Genomic DNA, 17523 nt, shown 5'->3' with positions numbered 1-17523 from the left:
GTGTAATGCATCCGATTGTATGTTGGAAATTTTGCAAGAAAGAAATACAATAGAGAGTAGTCAAAATTGAAAATGAGAAAAAGGAATCTAGTTTTAACAGAGTGAATATTAAATAATATTATAATATACTTGATAATTAAAAGATATAAAATAGAATGGATGTACGTTAAGTGAAACTAGATAAAAGAGGGTTCCTAGTATGTTAAAGAAATGGTTAATCGTTTTCTTTATTTTTGCAGTTTTTTGTGGAAGTATTGTTACACTAATACATGCAAATAAAGGAAAAAAATATGATGCAAAGGCATTTTCTAATGTAAATAGTAAGCAAAAAGATGTTAAGCAGGAAATTGATGCGAATGAGAAAAAGCGTTATGAAATTGCAGCTGGAAAACTAGATCAGTACTTAAAAGATAAAGGATTTAATGGAAGTGTTCTTGTAGCAAGTAAAGGTCATGTGATTTTACGAAAAGGCTACGGTTATGCGAATGTGAAAGATCAAGTATTAACAACGCCAAGAACGAAATATCGCATTGGTTCTATTACGAAAACAGTTGTTGCAATATCTATTATGCAACTAAAAGAAAAAGGGAAGTTGAACATTGAAGACAATGTAAATAAATATATCCCATCGTTTCCAGCAGATAAAAATATTACGTTACGAAACTTGTTAACACATACGTCTGGATTACCAGAACAGGGACAAGGTAGTGTTGACGCAGCATCACGGTTAAAATTAGTAACGTGGATTGGGGCACAAACGTTACAATTTCCAGCAGGGACAGGATGGAAATATACAGATTATAATTATATGGTGCTTGCATATATTGTAGAAAAAATATCGAATAAACCACTTGCTGAATATGTGAAAGAAAATATTTTGACTCCCGTTGAAATGAATGAATCTGGAATGGGCGCAACACTTCCAGAAGATATTTTCTTAGCAGAAGGGTATACGAAAAAAGATAATAAGTTAATAGCCACGCCGCGCTTAAAAATGAACTGGCTGTATGGTTGTGGTGAAATGTATACGACTGTTGAAGATATGAAAAAGTTAGATGAAGCTATTATGGATGGTAAACTACTTTCTAAACAAAGTGTATCAGATATGTTTTCTGCATCACCTGCAAGAAAATATGGATTTAGTTTCTATATTTACCCAGATTATTATCATAACCACGGTGTATTAGCTGGCTGGAACACTTTTAATAATTTTAACTGGGATAAACGAACGTTTGTCATATTATTTTCTAACGTCCAAAATGGTATGAATGACGCATTTAATCAAGAATTCAGGAAAATGGCGAATGATTTAATAGAAGGAAAGGGAATATAAAAAAGAGCCCCTAGAGGCTCTTTTTTATAGGGTTGAAAACTCCTCAACAAGTTGAGTGAATTGTTTCAATGCACTTTCAATCGGTTCTGGCGTTGTTAAATCGACGCCAGCTTTTTTCAATAAGTTTAATGGGTAGTCTGAACTTCCACCTTTAAGGAATTCAATATAATTTTTCTGAGCATTCGGATCACCGCTTAATAGTTTATCAGCGATTTGAATGGCAGATGCGAATCCAGTTGCATATTTGTATACGTAAAACGGGCGATAGAAATGAGGGATTCTAGCCCATCCGTATTTTACTTCTTCATCAAATACAAGTGAATCACCGTTATATTCTTTAAATAGCTTTTCATAAATTTCACTGAATACTTGTGCATTTAATGGTTTACCTTGTTCAGCCATTTCATGTGTGATTTTTTCAAATTCTGCAAACATAATTTGTGTAAAGAAAGTACCTTTAAATTTCTCAATAAAATGGTTAACTAAATGGTTACGTACGTTCGTTTCTTTTGCTTCTTTTAATAAATAGTGAATTAATAACACTTCATTTACTGTTGAAGCGACTTCTGCGACAAAGATAGAATAATGTGCAGAAATTCTTGGTTGGTATCCATGTGAATAGTGCGTATGCATACCGTGTCCGCATTCATGAGTAAGAGTGAACAGGCTGTTTAAATCATCGTGATGATTTAAAAGAATGAAAGGGTGAACACCATATACACCAAAGTTATAAGCACCAGAACGTTTTCCTGGTGTTTCTCTTACGTCTATATATCGTTTATCTTTAAAACTTTTTAATGTCTCAATATATTCTTCTCCTAAAGGAGCTAGTGATGCAATCATAATGTCAAATGCTTCACTATATGGGATGTCTTGTTTTGCACCTTCTACTAAATCGACGCCTAAGTCGTATTGTCTTAGTTCATCTACGTTTAATTTTTCTTTTCGAATTTCATTGTATGTATGTAATGTTTGAATGTTTTTTTTCGTTGTATCAATTAGGTTTTCATATACTTCTTTCGGAACCATATCGCCAAATAATGATTTCTCTAGCGCTGATGGATAGTTTCTTAGCTTCGAAACAGTAACATTATTTTTAATAGCAGCGGATAAAGTAGATGCGATGGAATTCTTTAACTGAACATATGGTTTGTAATATGCTTTATAAGCTTCTTTACGCTTTTCACGATTCGTATCTTCTATTAATTTTGCATACATTCCGCGTGTTAAGTTCACTTTTTCTCCATCGTCATTCGTCACTTCACCAAATAATATATCTGCATTGTTTAACATACCAAATGTGTGCTGTGGAGAAGAAAGAGCTTCACCCATCTGTGATAAAATTTCTTCTTGATCCTTATTCAATACGTGTTTTTTATAACGGTATAATTCAAACAAGTCTTCTTTATAATATTGTAAGCCTTCTGTTTCTTCTATGTAAGAATATAATGTGCTTTCGTCTATGCTAAGTAAGAAGGGGGAAAAGAAAGATTTCGCCGCACTTACTTTTACGTGTAATTGTGATACTTTATCGACAAGAGATTGCGCGTCAGTATCGCGTGTATCAAGGTCAGATTGTAATCGTGCATAAGCGAACATTAAAGATATTATGCTAGAAATTTCTTCACTCTTCGTTAAATAAGCTAATAAACTATTGCCATCGTGAATATTGCCATTAAACTCGTGTAATTCCTTCGTTAATACTTCAATTTTATGAAAATCACTTTCCCAATCTTCAATTGTATGGTAAATGTCTGTTAAATCCCATTTTTCTATATCAGCTACTTGTAATCGATCTTTAAGTTCTGTCATAATCATTTCCTTTCTAAACATGTAGTTATATTTCTATATAACTATGAAATACAACAAATTGCAAAAAATCCCTGCTGAAAATTGAAAAGCCTTGCTAAAATAACAAGGCTTACATACTTATAGTGTAATTCCGAATTTTGAATGTAAAAGGTTTGTATATTGCATGTCTGTAACGGTTTCTTTCGTTTTTTTACCATTTTTCGCTACTGTAAGGCTATCTTTCGTTAAAGAGGCATGCCCATCTTCAGTTAGTTTTACAATAAGAGGTACTTTATTAAAGGGTGATCCTTCATGTTCAACGATAATTTTTTGTGCTGTATTTGCTTTTTCTTCATCCACTTCTTCTATATAAAATGCATAGCCTAACGTCCAATCATCAGCAGCAGATTGATCCAAGAACTCATTGTTTTTCCGCATCTCTAAAATGTAGTTTCCCTTTTCGGTCATTTCTTTACGAATACGATAATCTCCTGTAGCAGAGTGAATGACTTCACCTGAGAAAGGGACAGGGGCAAGAGGTAAGTATGATCCGAATCCTACTTCAATTAAATAAAGTTCATTATGATGTGTTAAAACGGTTGCGATATGGCCAGAATCAACAGCCCATATGGAGTTTGCAGCGTTATAAACTGTTCCTGAAACGAGATGAACATCGAATCCAGAATCTTTCAGGAAGTAATACATAGTAGGATTGAGTTCATAACAAAGACCGCCACGGTTATTTACTAAAATTTTCTCTTTCAAATTTTCTTTTGATATTTCTTTAAAATTCTTTTCGAGAATATTTAAGTTTTCAAAAGGAACAGTTTGTGCCATTGCGTACATAATGTTAGATAAATCTTCAAATGAAACTGTGTCTTTTTCTTCTATATGTAATCGTGCGAAAAATTGTTTTTGAAAGTCTGTCATCGAAATCCCTCCGTTATGCTTTTATAGGTAAATTGTAAACAACCTTGAATAGGATGTGAAATGAAAACTACGTTGAATATTTGAAATTAGATTAAAAATAATATGGGAGAGTGAGAGATTGCTACTTTACTAACGGTGGGACGAATATTATAATAATTCTGATAAACTATGCAAACGCTTTCTTGGAAGGGGATAGTGTACAGATGTTTAAAAGAATAACAATAGTCGGATTGTCAGTTGTTATGTTTTTACCTAGTATATATGAGGGGAGTAAGGCATATGCAGACACAGTTAACAATGGAACGTTAATGCAGTATTTTGAGTGGTATGCTCCGAATGATGGGAATCATTGGAATCGTTTGCGTACTGATGTTGAAAATTTAGCGGAAAAAGGAATTACATCTGTTTGGATACCACCTGCATATAAAGGAACTACGCAAAATGACGTAGGATATGGAGCATATGATTTATATGATCTGGGGGAATTCAATCAAAAGGGCACAGTGCGGACGAAATATGGGACGAAAGCACAATTGAAATCTGCAATTGACGCTTTACATAAGAAAAACATCGATGTATACGGTGATGTAGTTATGAATCATAAAGGTGGGGCTGATTATACAGAAACTGTAACAGCAGTTGAGGTAGACCCGAGCAATCGAAATGTTGAAGTATCAGGTGATTATGAAATTAGTGCGTGGACGGGATTTAACTTTCCAGGACGTGGAGATTCTTATTCTAATTTCAAATGGAAATGGTATCATTTTGACGGAACGGATTGGGATGAAGGAAGGAAATTAAACCGAATTTATAAATTTAGGGGCATAGGTAAAGCATGGGACTGGGAAGTGTCTAGCGAGAATGGGAATTATGATTATTTGATGTATGCGGATCTTGATTTTGATCATCCAGATGTTGCGAATGAAATGAAAAAATGGGGAACGTGGTATGCGAATGAATTAAATTTAGATGGTTTTCGTTTAGATGCTGTTAAACATATTGATCATGAATATTTGCGCGATTGGGTAAATCATGTTAGACAGCAAACAGGGAAAGAAATGTTTACAGTAGCTGAATATTGGCAAAATGATATCCAGACTTTAAATAATTATTTAGCGAAGGTTAATTATAATCAATCTGTGTTCGATGCACCACTTCATTATAATTTTCATTATGCTTCAACAGGAAATGGAAATTATGATATGAGAAATATTTTAAAAGGAACGGTAGTTGCGAATCATCCTACACTTGCGGTTACTCTAGTTGAAAATCATGATTCACAGCCTGGTCAGTCATTGGAATCTGTAGTGAGCCCTTGGTTCAAACCGCTGGCATATGCATTTATTTTAACGCGTGCAGAGGGGTATCCTTCTGTTTTCTATGGTGATTACTATGGTACAAAAGGAAATAGTAACTATGAAATTCCAGCGTTAAAGGACAAAATTGATCCGATTTTGACGGCACGAAAAAACTTTGCATATGGTACGCAGCGTGATTATTTTGATCATCCGGATGTGATTGGCTGGACAAGAGAAGGTGATAGTGTACATGCTAATTCTGGTTTAGCAACATTAATCTCTGATGGACCAGGAGGGGCGAAGTGGATGGATGTTGGAAAGAATAACGCAGGGGAAGTATGGTACGATATTACGGGTAATCAAACAAATACTGTAACAATTAATAAGGACGGATGGGGGCAGTTCCAAGTAAGTGGAGGATCAGTTTCCATATATGTTCAACAATAATTTGGTGATGAAAAAGAAGAGGTAGACTGAAATATAAGTTTTCCTCTTCTTTTTATATTGTGCATATTTATCCCGCTATTTGTGGGAAGCCCGATTGGTGAGGGCTTATTAAAGTTTCACTTTATTTTTCATAAATCTTTATTGTAATAAAAGAGCTAGTCGACCTTTATAACAACAAGAGAGGCATTGGAATATATAATGTCACCCGTGGCTTCTCTTATTCGTACTCGAAGAACATCCCCTTGATTTAAAGGTAGTAAATCAGTTCTGGCGGATGTAGCTCTCACCCCAGAAGCACCACCAACTCGCGTTTCAATTGCGAATTGAATGGAATCGTTTATTGTAAGATTTAATATACTAGACGATATAGCTTGTATTACAAATACAATTGAAAAGGATACAGAGTACACGCCAGTGGTATCAATTGTAATAGAATTATTTAATGGATTTAGGGTAGTTCCACTAGCAGGTCCTGGAATGGTAAAATTAATATTTGTATTAACTACTGCTGAAAAACCGATTCCTACTTCAGAAGTTATTGTTCCAAATATGGGAAGAATCCCTAAACCGGTTGCGCCAGTAGGACCAGTTATTCCGATTCCGGTAGGACCTGTAACCCCAGTAGGACCAGTTATTCCGATTCCGGTAGGACCTGTAGCCCCGGTAGGACCAGTTATTCCGATTCCGGTAGGACCTGTAACCCCGGTAGGACCAGTTATTCCAATTCCGGTAAAACCTGTCGCGCCGGTAGGTCCTGTGATTCCAGTAGGTCCGGTGGGGAATGTAAATGGTGGAATTGATGGTAGTGTGGGACCGATTAAATTTGGTTCCAGAGCAGGTCCGTGTAAAATACTATACTCTTCATTCATATAGTAAACCTCCTATCATTGCTTGTCATAATTATTAAATGTATTTGGGGAAGTAAATGACATTCGCAATAGCGGAGGCGCTTCTTATAATTTCTCTTCAGCGAATATAGACCTAATTTAAGCAATATTGAAATTTATAGTTACGTACTACTAAAGTATGACACCTTTACTTCTCACGTAACATATAGTATGATGATTTCAATAAATTAGATTTCAATGACTATAATATAAATTAATGAGAGGTGCTTTTTGTGAGTGCGGTAGGTATTAAATAGGAAAAATTTAATGAAATAAATCGGATAAGACCAGGGGATTTTTATGTACATCATACCCCTAATTTTGTCATGCATTTATTTCAAAACCTATGAAGATACCTACAATACTTTATAAAGCGTGTAATAAGGGACTGCCATCTATTTTTTATGGCTTATTTCCTCATACGTTATTACACATGCCTTGTAAATGTAAAAGCTGCGGTATCCCCGCAGCTTTTTTGTATATGTTTTTATTGTATAATTATGGAATTTTATATGACTCATTGGAATCTAATGAGTAGGTATCTTCATTTATGATAAAAATCAATCATAGTGAGGAGAAACAAAATGAATACGATGACTTTTGAAAAGTTACAATATAACGAATTAAAGGATATAGTGAAATCTTATTGTGTAAGTGGATTAGGTAAGGAATTATTAAACAAATTAGAGCCAAGTACGAGTATAAAAGTAGTGAGAAATCGGCTGAATGAAACGACAGAAGCACGAGCTATATTAGATGCAGAAGGGCATGTTCCTTTCTTCGGCATTTCTAATATTGCTAGTACAATTCAAAAATTAGAAAAAGGTATGATTTTAGATCCAGAAGAATTAGTGAGTGTTTCAGACTTTTTACGTGGATGTAGAAAGATTAAAAAGTTTATGTTAGATAAAGAATTTTTTGCACCAGTATTAGCTTCTTATGCAAATTCAATGACTGAATATAAAAGTATTGAAGAGGAAATTAACTTTTCAATTAAAGGAAATAGTATTGATGCAGCTGCAAGTAAAGAGTTAAAACGAATTCGAAATAATATCGATTCTGTAGATGGGAAAATAAAAGAACGTTTAACGAAGTTTTTAAATAGTAGTGCAAATAAGAAATTCATTCAGGAATTCTTTATTAGTAAAAAGGATGACCGTTATACGATTCCAATTAAATCTTCCTATAAAAACCAAGTTGCCGGAAGTATTATTGAAGCCTCGGCAAAAGGTTCTACTGTATTTATAGAACCGCATACGGTTACGAAATTGAATGCAGAACTAGCAGGTTTGAAAGCAGAAGAAGCGGTTGAAGAATATCAAATTTTAGCGACTTTATCAGGGATGGTATTAGAAAATATTTATAGTATAAAGATTAACATGGAGCTAATTAGTCAGTATGATATGGTATTTGCGAAAGCGAAGTTTAGTAAATCGATTGATGGAATAGAACCGAAGTTAAATGATCATGGCTACATTCATTTAGTGAATTGTAAGCATCCGCTTTTAACAGGGCAAGTTGTACCCTTGAATTTTAAAATTGGTCAAGAGTATCGTAGTTTAATTATTACAGGGCCGAATGCGGGCGGAAAGACAATTGTGTTAAAAACGATTGGATTGTTAACATTAGCTACAATGTCAGGTCTTCATATTGCAGGAGATAAAGGGACAGAAATCGCTATTTTTGAAAATGTATTTGTAGATATTGGTGATAATCAAAGTATCGAAAACGCACTAAGTACATTTTCATCTCATATGAAAAATCTTTCTGAGATTATGAGGATGTCAAATAATAATACGTTACTTTTATTTGATGAAATAGGGAGCGGTACAGAGCCAAATGAAGGTGCAGCACTTGCAATTTCTATTTTAGAAGAGTTGTACTTTGCGGGATGTATTACCGTTGCGAGTACGCATTACGGAGAAATTAAACGATTCTCAGAAATGCATGATGACTTTATGAATGCAGCGATGCAGTTTAATAGTGAAACGTTAGAGCCGCTTTATAAATTAGTTATCGGAAAATCAGGAGAAAGTAATGCACTTTGGATTGCGAATAAAATGAACGTAAAAGAACATGTACTGAAAAGGGCGAAAGAGTACATGGGAAATAAAGAGTACGCTTTAGAAAAAGTGAATGAAAGTAAAATTAGAAAACCGAAATTCGTACAAGAAAAAAGAGAATCTCATTATGAGTACAAAATCGGCGATCGTGTTAATTTATTGGATCATGATGATTTTGGTATCATCTATAAGGAAAAAGATAATTTTTATAACGTTGTTGTATATTATAACGGTGAATTCGTTGAAGTAAATGTAAAACGTATTACTTTAGAAGTAGCAGCGAAGGAGTTATATCCAGAAGGATACGATTTAAATACACTATTTGTTGATTATAAAGAAAGAAAAATGCAACACGATATTGAGCGCGGATCGAAAAAAGCACTGCGTAAAATTCAAAAAGAAATAAGAAAGAATAGAGGATAAGTTAAAATGGTAACGATTAGACAAGAACAAAAAAATGATTATAGAAAAACAGAAGAAGTCGTAAAAGAAGCATTTTTAAAGGAAGAATTTAGTGATAAAACAGAACATGAACTTGTAAAACGTATTAGAGAATGTGACGCGTTTGTTCCAGAGTTATCAATTGTTGCGGTAGATGAAGATATAGTTGGTCACATTATGTTATCGAAAATTACAATAGAACAAGATGGAACTTCTGTAGAATCGTTAGCGCTTGCACCAGTTTCAGTTGCTAGGGGTCATCAGAAAAAAGGAATTGGTGGAAAACTGATTGTAGCTGCATTAGAAAAAGCGAAAGAACTTGGATACGGATCAGTTGTAGTATTGGGACATCCAGAGTACTACCCGAAATTTGGTTTTAAGAAAGCAAGTGAGTGGAATATAAAAGCACCGTTTGAAGTGCCTGAAGAGGTATTTATGATAATGGAATTAACAGAAAATTCTCTTCGAGGTGTAAAAGGAATTGTACAATATTCGAGTGCTTTTGCTGAGTAGGAGTAACGGTTAAGAAATGTAATCATAAAAGATGCTATCTTTTTGTATGGATATACAGAAAGATAGCTTTTTTTATTAAGCGGATCTACTGACGTATATTTTGCTCAATGAATAATTGAGGTGGTAAAATTGATATAGAAACGTAAAGGGAGAGAATGAAATGAATAAGCGAGAAACAGATAGCAATGAGAATGCAGTTACGTTATATGTTACAAGACACGGTAAAACAATATTAAATACGAATCATCGCGCGCAAGGTTGGGCTGATTCTCCATTAGTAGAAAAAGGTGTTGAAGTTGCCACAAATTTAGGGACAGGATTAAAAGATATTCATTTTATGAATGCATATAGTAGTGATAGCGGCCGCGCAATTGAAACTGCTAATTTAGTATTAAAATATAGTGAGCAATCAAAATTAAAACTTGAGCAAAGAAAAGATTTGCGAGAATTAAATTTCGGTATTTTTGAAGGTGAAAAACTTGAGAATATGTGGGATGTGGTTGGAAAAGCTGCAGGCGTTGCATCACCAGAAGAACTTATGAAGTTTTCTATTCAAGAAGTGATTAATCTTATTAGAGTAGCAGATCCTACAAAACAGGCGGAAGATTGGGAATTATTTTCTACTCGCATAAAAGCTGAGATAGATAAAATTAGTGAAGAAGCTGCTGGAAATGGTGGCGGTAACGTTTTAGTTGTCGTTCATGGGCTTTTGATTACTACCTTAATAGAAATGTTAGACAGTAGCAAAACAAAACTTGGGGTGGAAAATGCTAGTGTGACGAAGATTGTATACCAAGATGGAACATATACAGTCGAGTCGGTTGGAGATATGAGTTATGTTGCAAAAGGGAAAGAAAGTGTGGAAATATAATTAAATCTCAAATAGAAATAAGAAAAGGAAGGTAGAGAAATCTAGCTTCCTTTTCATTTTGTGAATTATGGGATTAATAAAATCTTCCCTGTGCTTTTACGGCTCTCTAATAATTCATGAGCAAGAGCACCGTCTTGTAAAGAGAATGTAGTAGGATTTGAAATGTTTAATTTTCCAGTTGCGATCCAATCGAATAATTGAGTAGATCGTTTTTTACGTTCTTCATAAGTGGTAAGCACGTTCCAAAGGTCTCCACCAGTTAAAGTTTTTGAAGTATCCATAAGCATACGCGGATCAACTGGCGCAGGATTACCACCAGCCATTCCGTAAAATACGACAGTACCGCCAATTTTAGTAGCGTTAAAACTTTCCCCTAATGTAGAACCTACTGATTCATACACAACATTTACTCCAGTTCCATTAGTCATTTCAAGTACTTTCATATGCCATGCTTCGGTATATAAAAATACGTGATCGGCACCAGCTAATGTAGCTATCTTTGCTTTTTCTTTTGATGATGTAAGACCAATTACTGTTCCGCCCTGTAGTTTAATCATTTGAATAAGAAGTTGACCGACGCCACCAGCTGCAGCGTGTACTAAAGCTATATCACCTTGTTTTAGTTGATAGCTATCGTGCGTTAAATAATGTGCAGTTAATCTTTGTAATAAGACAGAAGCGGCTGTTTCAAAAGAAATAGAATCTGGTAGTGGGATTACTTTTTCAGATGGAACGGCAACTAGTTCTGCATTTGCAAATGGGACGTCCGCAAATGCAATACGGTCTCCTAGGTTGATAGTAGTAACGTCAGCTCCTACTTTTTCAACAATTCCAGCTCCTTCATAACCTAATACATAAGGCGGATTGCCAGCAAGATGATAATCGCCGCGGCGTCTATAAATATCAGCGAAGTTTAATCCGATTGCTTTCGTGCGGACAAGAATTTCATTTGGACTTATGATTGGATCGTGTATTTCTTTATAGTGTAGAACATTAGCGTCTCCGAATGTTTCGAAACAAAGTGCTTTCATATGGAATACCTCCATTTATATTGTTTATAGATGTTCTTTATCATACAATACAAATATCAATAGACAAAGAGGATTATTTCGATAGAATCAATCGGAAATATCGATTGAAAAGAGGGATGATAAATGGAAATAAAACAGTTAATTACATTTAAAGTAGCGGCACATACTTTGAACTTTACACAAACTGCGAAGAAATTAAACTTTGCTCAATCGAGCGTGACAGCGCAAATTAAAACGTTAGAAGCTGAGCTTGGTACACCTTTATTTGAAAGATTAGGAAAACGTCTTTTCTTAACTGAAGCAGGTAGGAAGTTTCAACTATATGCCGACAAGAGGATTGCACTCAGTAACGAAGCGAAAATGGCTGTGAAAGATGATGAAGAAATAGCAGGTACGTTAATAATTGGTGCACAAGAAAGTCAATGTACATACAGACTGCCTTCTATATTAAAGAGGTTTAAAATACAATTCCCAAAAATAAAACTTATATTTAAACCAGCACATTCCAATAAAGATGCGAAGGAACAATTGATGGAGGGAAAAGTAGATCTTGCATTTATTTTGGATGAGTGTAAAACAGAAGATGTTTTACATGTGGAACCGCTTATGAAAGAAGAATTAAAAGTAGTAGCTGCTCCTACACATCGTTTACTTGAACAGACTACTGCTTCTATAAAAGATTTAGAGAGTGAAACACTGTTACTAACAGAATTAGGCTGCTCGTATCGGACTTTATTTGAAGAGCTATTTCGCTGGGAAGATGTATATCCAGCAAATAAAATTGAGTTTGTTAGTGTTGAAGCAATTAAACAATGTGTTATTGCAGATTTAGGCATAGCCGTTTTACCAGCAATAGTAGTAGAAAAAGATATACGAGAGGGGACGATAAAAGAGTTACATTTAGAAAATACAATCTCTCCGATTTATACGCAAATCGCTTGGCATAAAGACAAATGGATGACAGTGCCACTGCAGCAATTTATTGATGTAACGAGGGAGTTCTTTACAACGGATTAAGTGGAGAAATATTTACTTTATAAAAAGAAAAAATGGCAATTTTGTATAAAGAACTGATGCTTGCATGTAACAAGTATCGGTTCTTTTATGTTTGAAATAAAGGATGTCTTCAAATTTGTATTTCTCAATTTTTTTTCTTAAAAGGATAAGTAAATTTCTTTGTATATTCCAATAATCGTAAGGGAATTTACAACTTTTATTCGTTTCTGTAAGATGCCTCTAGGCAGCATGAAAGGAGGGGCGTACATAGGGGATAGATAAACGTACTTATTTTGAGGGAGGAGATTTACAATGTTTAAAAAGCTAATGAAAGTATGTGTGTTAAGTGCAGCGAGTGTAGGGGTATTATTTAGTTTCCAAGGAAGTACATTTGCAGCTACTGATTTAAGCAGTTATTATGACGGGAAAAATCCAGCAACAACGAAAGTATACGGGGGAAGTACGACGTGTGATGCAGATGGATTTAATGCAAAATCTACAGCTGTATATGAAGGTAGTAAAAAAGTAGGGACAGTGTATTTACGTTACAGTAATAAATGTCATGCAGCATGGGCTAAGTTTGTTTTAGATCAACCAGCACCAGCTGTTTCGGGAGGAGTGTACGCGTACGCTGTTGTGAATAAATACAAAAATGGTGTATTCCAAAAATCAGTTACTTCTAATCAGGGGAACGGCACAATAAAAACAGGTCAAACGAGCACTTATACAGGAATGGTATTTGATTTAACTGCTGATTTCGGATACACAGCAGATGCTGAAGCAGTTACGTTTAATAACGGTTACGGAAAAACAGCACGTTATTAAGAAAGGAGTGAAATGATATGAAACTTTTAAAAAAGACGAGTGCATGTTTATTGCTATCTTTACTCATTGTAACTAGTATGTTTAGCACGACTAATAGCGATAAAGTATACGCAGAAGATCATTCATATGATGGGAAAAGTCCTTACTATAACAGCTGTGATCAATCCGCAGTAACGAAAGAAAAGAAGTGGATTGATTCAAATTCTTATGTAGAATTAAAATTTAGCACGACGTGTAAAACAGCGTGGGCAAAAGTTACTGTAACTCGCCTGGCAGTTTATAATAACGAAGCTGATGCAAGGATTGTTAGAAAAACAGATGGAAAGGCATACACTTGTGGAAGTGCTGGAGGAAATGGTGTTGTAAATAAAGGGCAAACATCATGCTATACGCCAATGGTATATGACTTAGATCCAAGAAAGGCGCAAGCACAGGGGAAACATGCAATACCAAATAGTGATGCTTATAATTATGCGGAGACTATTTGGTATTGATGAGGATATGGAGATTGTAAGATAGAATATTTTAAGAGCATGTTTTGATTGGATTTCAAAACATGCTCGTTTTGTATTCATTCTAATTTTTTCGGTAATCATGGACCATTGAATTAACTAAGGTCTGTATCAGGAGGAGTATATCCAAGGTGACGAGCCATAGATACAATTTGTCCTTTATGGTGAAATTCATGCGTCTCCGTATGAGTTAAAAGCCATAGCGGAGTTGTGCTCCAAGGTTCTTTTTGCCATTTCACTTCATTTGCTATATTTTCGAGCCAACGGTCATTGTATTCATCTAAAAAACGTTGTACAGTCTCATCTACTAACTTAAATCTAGCGCGAACTTTTTCCACATCTGCATGCTCAATTTCGTAATCGCTAGCAAATGAAAAATCTGCTCTTTTTTGCTTGAATGCGAATGATCCAAGCCAGTATCGATAGCAATCGGCTACATGAATATGAGTCTTTATAATGCTACCGCTTCCGAAATTAGAAACTGTGCTATGTAATTTTTCTACTGGGATTTCTTCCAAAAACGAAAATAGAGTTTCTCTTGTAGAGCTAATAAGATTATATTGTTGTTTTAAAATATGTAACATGCAAGTACACTCCTCTTTTATTAACATAGTAAGTAATTCTATATTTACGAGGAGTGAACCTTTTTATTATTTTTAATAAGCATATTAGATGTATTTCTTATTTGTTTCTGATAGATTAAACAAGGTGAAACTTTAGTAAGTTGAACATTCTTAGTTCATAATAAATTGTACATCAAGAAGGGGAACGATAAAATGAATAGACTAGTGGGTTTAAAACAATTTGAAATAACGCGCGGGGCGTTACTTAAATTTATGGAAACGTTAGATGATAAAACTGTGGATACGCAGCCAGAGGGTTTTAACAATACAATTCGTTGGCATATCGGTCACGTGTTAACAGCAGCAGAGACTTTCATGTTCGGAAGAGAATTTAAACAATTGCCAACTGAATATCCAGGTATGTTTGGATATGGATCAAGACCATCTAAATGGACGACAGAAGGACCATCGTTAGAAGTGTTAACGGCTCAATTAAAAGAACAAGCAAAACGTATTAACGAAATTCCAGCAGAAGCATTTGAAAATAAACTGCCAGAGCCATTCCTAGGATTGGAAACAGTAGGGGAGCTTTACGGTATGATGCTTTATCATGAAGCTGATCATATTGGGCAAATGAAAGCGATGGAACGTATTATTAAAGCTCTTTAGTCTTAATTGCATATAACAAGCAATACAGTTGTAATGTTAAATAATATATACAAAAAGGTAGATAAATTATTATCTACCTTTTTTGTATAACTTCTTGAAGGATTAGAGAATTTTATAATTTTTTATGTTGTGATTATTAATTGTAGTATTCCTAAATATGGAATATACGTATAATAATAGAGAAGAACTAGAAATAGGGGTGAATACTATGATTACATTAGAGCAAAAGTTGGAGCAATATAAACATACATATATACAGTTAAAGGGAGAACTTAAATGGAAAACGAGTGATTCTCGAACAGGAATGATGATTGCTGCTATGTATGCAGGTAGTGATAAATTGTTTGATCTCGGACGTTTTTTAGAAATTAGTAGCTATATTAAGAATCAGGTAGGGATGTTTTCATACTTAAAGTCTTATCATCGTTTTGTAGTGGCCGCAACATTAGATATTCACTTTACAGATTACAAGGAAGCTTTTCGGAAGTTTTTAGATTTATATGAACAATTGGTCACTGGTGGCTTTAGCCGGAGTATATTTACTTATCTCGCAGCAGCTGTGCTTTTAACAGAAGAAAATGAACAGCATGGCGCGCACATTCAGCGTTCGATGCAAGTATATAAACGCATGAAAAAGGATCACCTCTTTCTTACAAGTACAAATGATTATCCGCTCGCAGTTTTATTAGCAGGACAATCAGAGCATGTAGAAACACTTATGGACCGAGTGGAACGTCTTTATCAGAAACTAGCGACAGCTGGTTTGCGTAAAGGGAATGATCTTCAATTTTTGAGTCATATTCTTTCACTAAAGAAGGATGTCAGGGAAGAACTATTAGTTGCAAAATGTACAAATATATGGAATTTGTTAAAGCAAGAAAAGGTAAAAGTAAAACAGATGCATTACCCAGCTATCGGGCTACTAGCGTTACTCGAGGACGGAGAAAAAGAGATTCATTCTATTCGAGCATTTATTGAAAAATTGCAGGGGGATAAATTGTTCCGTTGGCATACAGATACAACTATTCTTATTGCTATTCAACTGTTCGTAAGTCAGAAAGGTGAGGAAAGTAAAGCTACTAACACAGGTTTACAAACAATGATAGAAGTCCTCATACAAGCACAACAGGCAGCCATGATGGCAACGATTGCCGCTTCATCTGTAGCAACATCTTCTGCTAGTAGCAGTTCATAATGTGTAATTGCTTATACTCTTGTAAATTATAACTCTCTTGATAAGGATGGTTTAAAAAATATTACTAAAAACAGTTAGCTCATCACTCTCTAATGAGTGATGAGCTAACTGTTTTTACATAATCAGCATTATCTTTTTGATTCCTTCAAATGTTTGAGCTGCGTGACAATCATAATGCTAATAACAACGAGTAAAAACCATGAACTAATTTTGCTTAAGTGAACGAGATTCCATGCTTCCCGTTGATTTGGATATTGCCATGCTCCGAAAAATGTTGCGATGTTCTCTGCAATCCAAATGAAGAAACCGATAAGGAAAAAGGAGAGAACGAGTGGTATTTTATATGTAACGCCTCGTAATGAAAATTCCACAAATGTCCGAAAGAAACCGATGAATAGAAGTAACGTTAAGAACCATCTAAAATCGTATAGAAAATGATGCGTGAAAAAATTGAAGTAAATCATTGCTCCTAATGGCACGGTAAAAATAGCTTTCGGCCAATAATGCATTTGTAAATGCAACCTTCTCCACGCTTGGCATATGTAACTTGCGACACTTGCGTACATAAAGCCGCTGTAAAGCGGAACTCCAAAAATCTTTGAATACGCCTCTTCAGGATAACTCCATGAACCGAAATGAACTTTATATATTTCTAGTAAAAGGCCGATGAGGTGAAAGACAGTAATTACTTTTAATTCGTCTTTCGTCTCAAGTCCAGTCTTGTACATAATCCACTGCATAAGAAGACATGCGATGAGTATGAAATCATAGCGATATAACCCTGGAATAGAAACGATTTTTGAAAGGGCTAGTGTTAAGAAAATAACGACTGGGAATAAGCAAGATAATGTTTGCTCGTAAGTGAAGTGTAGTAGTTGTTTTATATGGAACATTGTGTCACCTTCGGGATTTTTATTAGAAAAATCAAAATAATTAATAAGTATACTACAATTTAAAAAATAATCCAGTAGTCTATGTTGCATGTATTTGTAAGTTTTAGAAGGGAATTGTAATGAGTATTTTAATATTTAGCGAAGTGAAAAAATAGTTTGCTATTTAAAAAAAGTGGGGATATAATATCTAAATGAAAATGATAATTATTATCAATAATAATTATAAATAAAAAATAATTATAAAAAACAACTGAATATAAAGGAT

The 17523-nt window shown here is 34.6% G+C and carries 16 protein-coding genes; 10 read left to right on the top strand and 6 right to left on the bottom strand.

The features are described from left to right. The first annotated feature begins 199 nt into the window (after positions 1-199). A complete protein-coding gene (locus BLT20_RS16685) occupies positions 200-1333 on the top strand; it encodes a serine hydrolase domain-containing protein (protein WP_000915193.1) in 1134 nt (377 codons plus the stop codon). Positions 1334-1357: 24 nt separating this feature from the next. Here the strand turns inward: BLT20_RS16685 and pepF are convergent, their stop codons facing one another. Further along, positions 1358-3145 carry an oligoendopeptidase F gene (pepF, locus tag BLT20_RS16680; protein ID WP_000137541.1) on the bottom strand — a complete coding sequence of 596 codons (1788 nt, stop codon included), beginning with the start codon at positions 3143-3145 and terminating at the stop codon, positions 1358-1360. A gap of 117 nt (positions 3146-3262) precedes the next feature. Further along, complete coding sequence (locus BLT20_RS16675; protein ID WP_000129192.1) at positions 3263-4054, bottom strand: arylamine N-acetyltransferase family protein; 792 nt, start codon at positions 4052-4054, stop codon at positions 3263-3265. A gap of 203 nt (positions 4055-4257) precedes the next feature. Between BLT20_RS16675 and amyS the strand changes: the two genes are divergently transcribed. Beyond that, positions 4258-5799, top strand: coding sequence for an alpha-amylase (gene amyS / locus BLT20_RS16670; protein ID WP_000476408.1), 1542 nt, complete (start codon positions 4258-4260; stop codon positions 5797-5799). A gap of 155 nt (positions 5800-5954) precedes the next feature. On the opposite strand, the gene BLT20_RS16665 is transcribed toward amyS, so the two are convergent. Beyond that, on the bottom strand, positions 5955-6668 hold the full coding sequence (locus BLT20_RS16665) for an exosporium leader peptide-containing protein (protein ID WP_001001590.1): 714 nt from the start codon (positions 6666-6668) through the stop codon (positions 5955-5957). A 602-nt stretch (positions 6669-7270) separates the two neighbouring features. Here BLT20_RS16665 and BLT20_RS16660 point away from each other — a divergent pair. The 3 genes from BLT20_RS16660 (at position 7271) to BLT20_RS16650 (ending at position 10574) form a co-directional block, all read left to right on the top strand. Next, the gene (locus BLT20_RS16660) at positions 7271-9172 is read left to right on the top strand and encodes an endonuclease MutS2 (protein ID WP_001095187.1); all 1902 of its coding nucleotides are present in this window, start codon (positions 7271-7273) and stop codon (positions 9170-9172) included. Positions 9173-9178: 6 nt separating this feature from the next. Continuing rightward, the gene (locus tag BLT20_RS16655; RefSeq protein ID WP_000256470.1) at positions 9179-9703 is read left to right on the top strand and encodes a GNAT family N-acetyltransferase; all 525 of its coding nucleotides are present in this window, start codon (positions 9179-9181) and stop codon (positions 9701-9703) included. A 160-nt stretch (positions 9704-9863) separates the two neighbouring features. Next, on the top strand, positions 9864-10574 hold the full coding sequence (locus BLT20_RS16650) for a histidine phosphatase family protein (RefSeq protein WP_001042044.1): 711 nt from the start codon (positions 9864-9866) through the stop codon (positions 10572-10574). Positions 10575-10639: 65 nt separating this feature from the next. Here the strand turns inward: BLT20_RS16650 and BLT20_RS16645 are convergent, their stop codons facing one another. Further along, positions 10640-11605, bottom strand: a complete 966-nt coding sequence (locus BLT20_RS16645) for a quinone oxidoreductase family protein (protein ID WP_000645271.1) — start codon at positions 11603-11605, stop codon at positions 10640-10642. Between the two features lie 123 nt (positions 11606-11728). Between BLT20_RS16645 and BLT20_RS16640 the strand changes: the two genes are divergently transcribed. From BLT20_RS16640 to BLT20_RS16630, 3 genes are all read left to right on the top strand, one after another. Then, entirely contained in the window at positions 11729-12622 is an 894-nt protein-coding gene (locus BLT20_RS16640; protein WP_000403899.1) for a LysR family transcriptional regulator, read from the top strand. Positions 12623-12913: 291 nt separating this feature from the next. Beyond that, positions 12914-13426 carry a YjfA family protein gene (locus BLT20_RS16635; RefSeq protein ID WP_000473741.1) on the top strand — a complete coding sequence of 171 codons (513 nt, stop codon included), beginning with the start codon at positions 12914-12916 and terminating at the stop codon, positions 13424-13426. 17 nt (positions 13427-13443) lie between these two features. Beyond that, a complete protein-coding gene (locus BLT20_RS16630) occupies positions 13444-13920 on the top strand; it encodes a DUF2690 domain-containing protein (protein WP_000771156.1) in 477 nt (158 codons plus the stop codon). Positions 13921-14033: 113 nt separating this feature from the next. Here BLT20_RS16630 and BLT20_RS16625 read toward each other — a convergent pair whose 3' ends face one another. Beyond that, the gene (locus BLT20_RS16625) at positions 14034-14522 is read right to left on the bottom strand and encodes a DinB family protein (RefSeq protein WP_000902408.1); all 489 of its coding nucleotides are present in this window, start codon (positions 14520-14522) and stop codon (positions 14034-14036) included. A 192-nt stretch (positions 14523-14714) separates the two neighbouring features. Between BLT20_RS16625 and BLT20_RS16620 the strand changes: the two genes are divergently transcribed. After that, entirely contained in the window at positions 14715-15170 is a 456-nt protein-coding gene (locus BLT20_RS16620; protein WP_001081123.1) for a DinB family protein, read from the top strand. Between the two features lie 157 nt (positions 15171-15327). Next, complete coding sequence (locus tag BLT20_RS16615) at positions 15328-16365, top strand: DUF4003 domain-containing protein (protein WP_002026170.1); 1038 nt, start codon at positions 15328-15330, stop codon at positions 16363-16365. Between the two features lie 128 nt (positions 16366-16493). Here BLT20_RS16615 and BLT20_RS16610 read toward each other — a convergent pair whose 3' ends face one another. Next, entirely contained in the window at positions 16494-17258 is a 765-nt protein-coding gene (locus BLT20_RS16610) for a DUF817 domain-containing protein (protein ID WP_000468400.1), read from the bottom strand. Positions 17259-17523 lie beyond the last annotated feature (265 nt).

This window comes from Bacillus sp. cl96, from assembly GCF_900100505.1.
Taxonomy (GTDB): Bacteria; Bacillota; Bacilli; order Bacillales; family Bacillaceae_G; genus Bacillus_A; species Bacillus_A cereus.
This window is presented reverse-complemented; position numbering and strand designations above follow the sequence as displayed.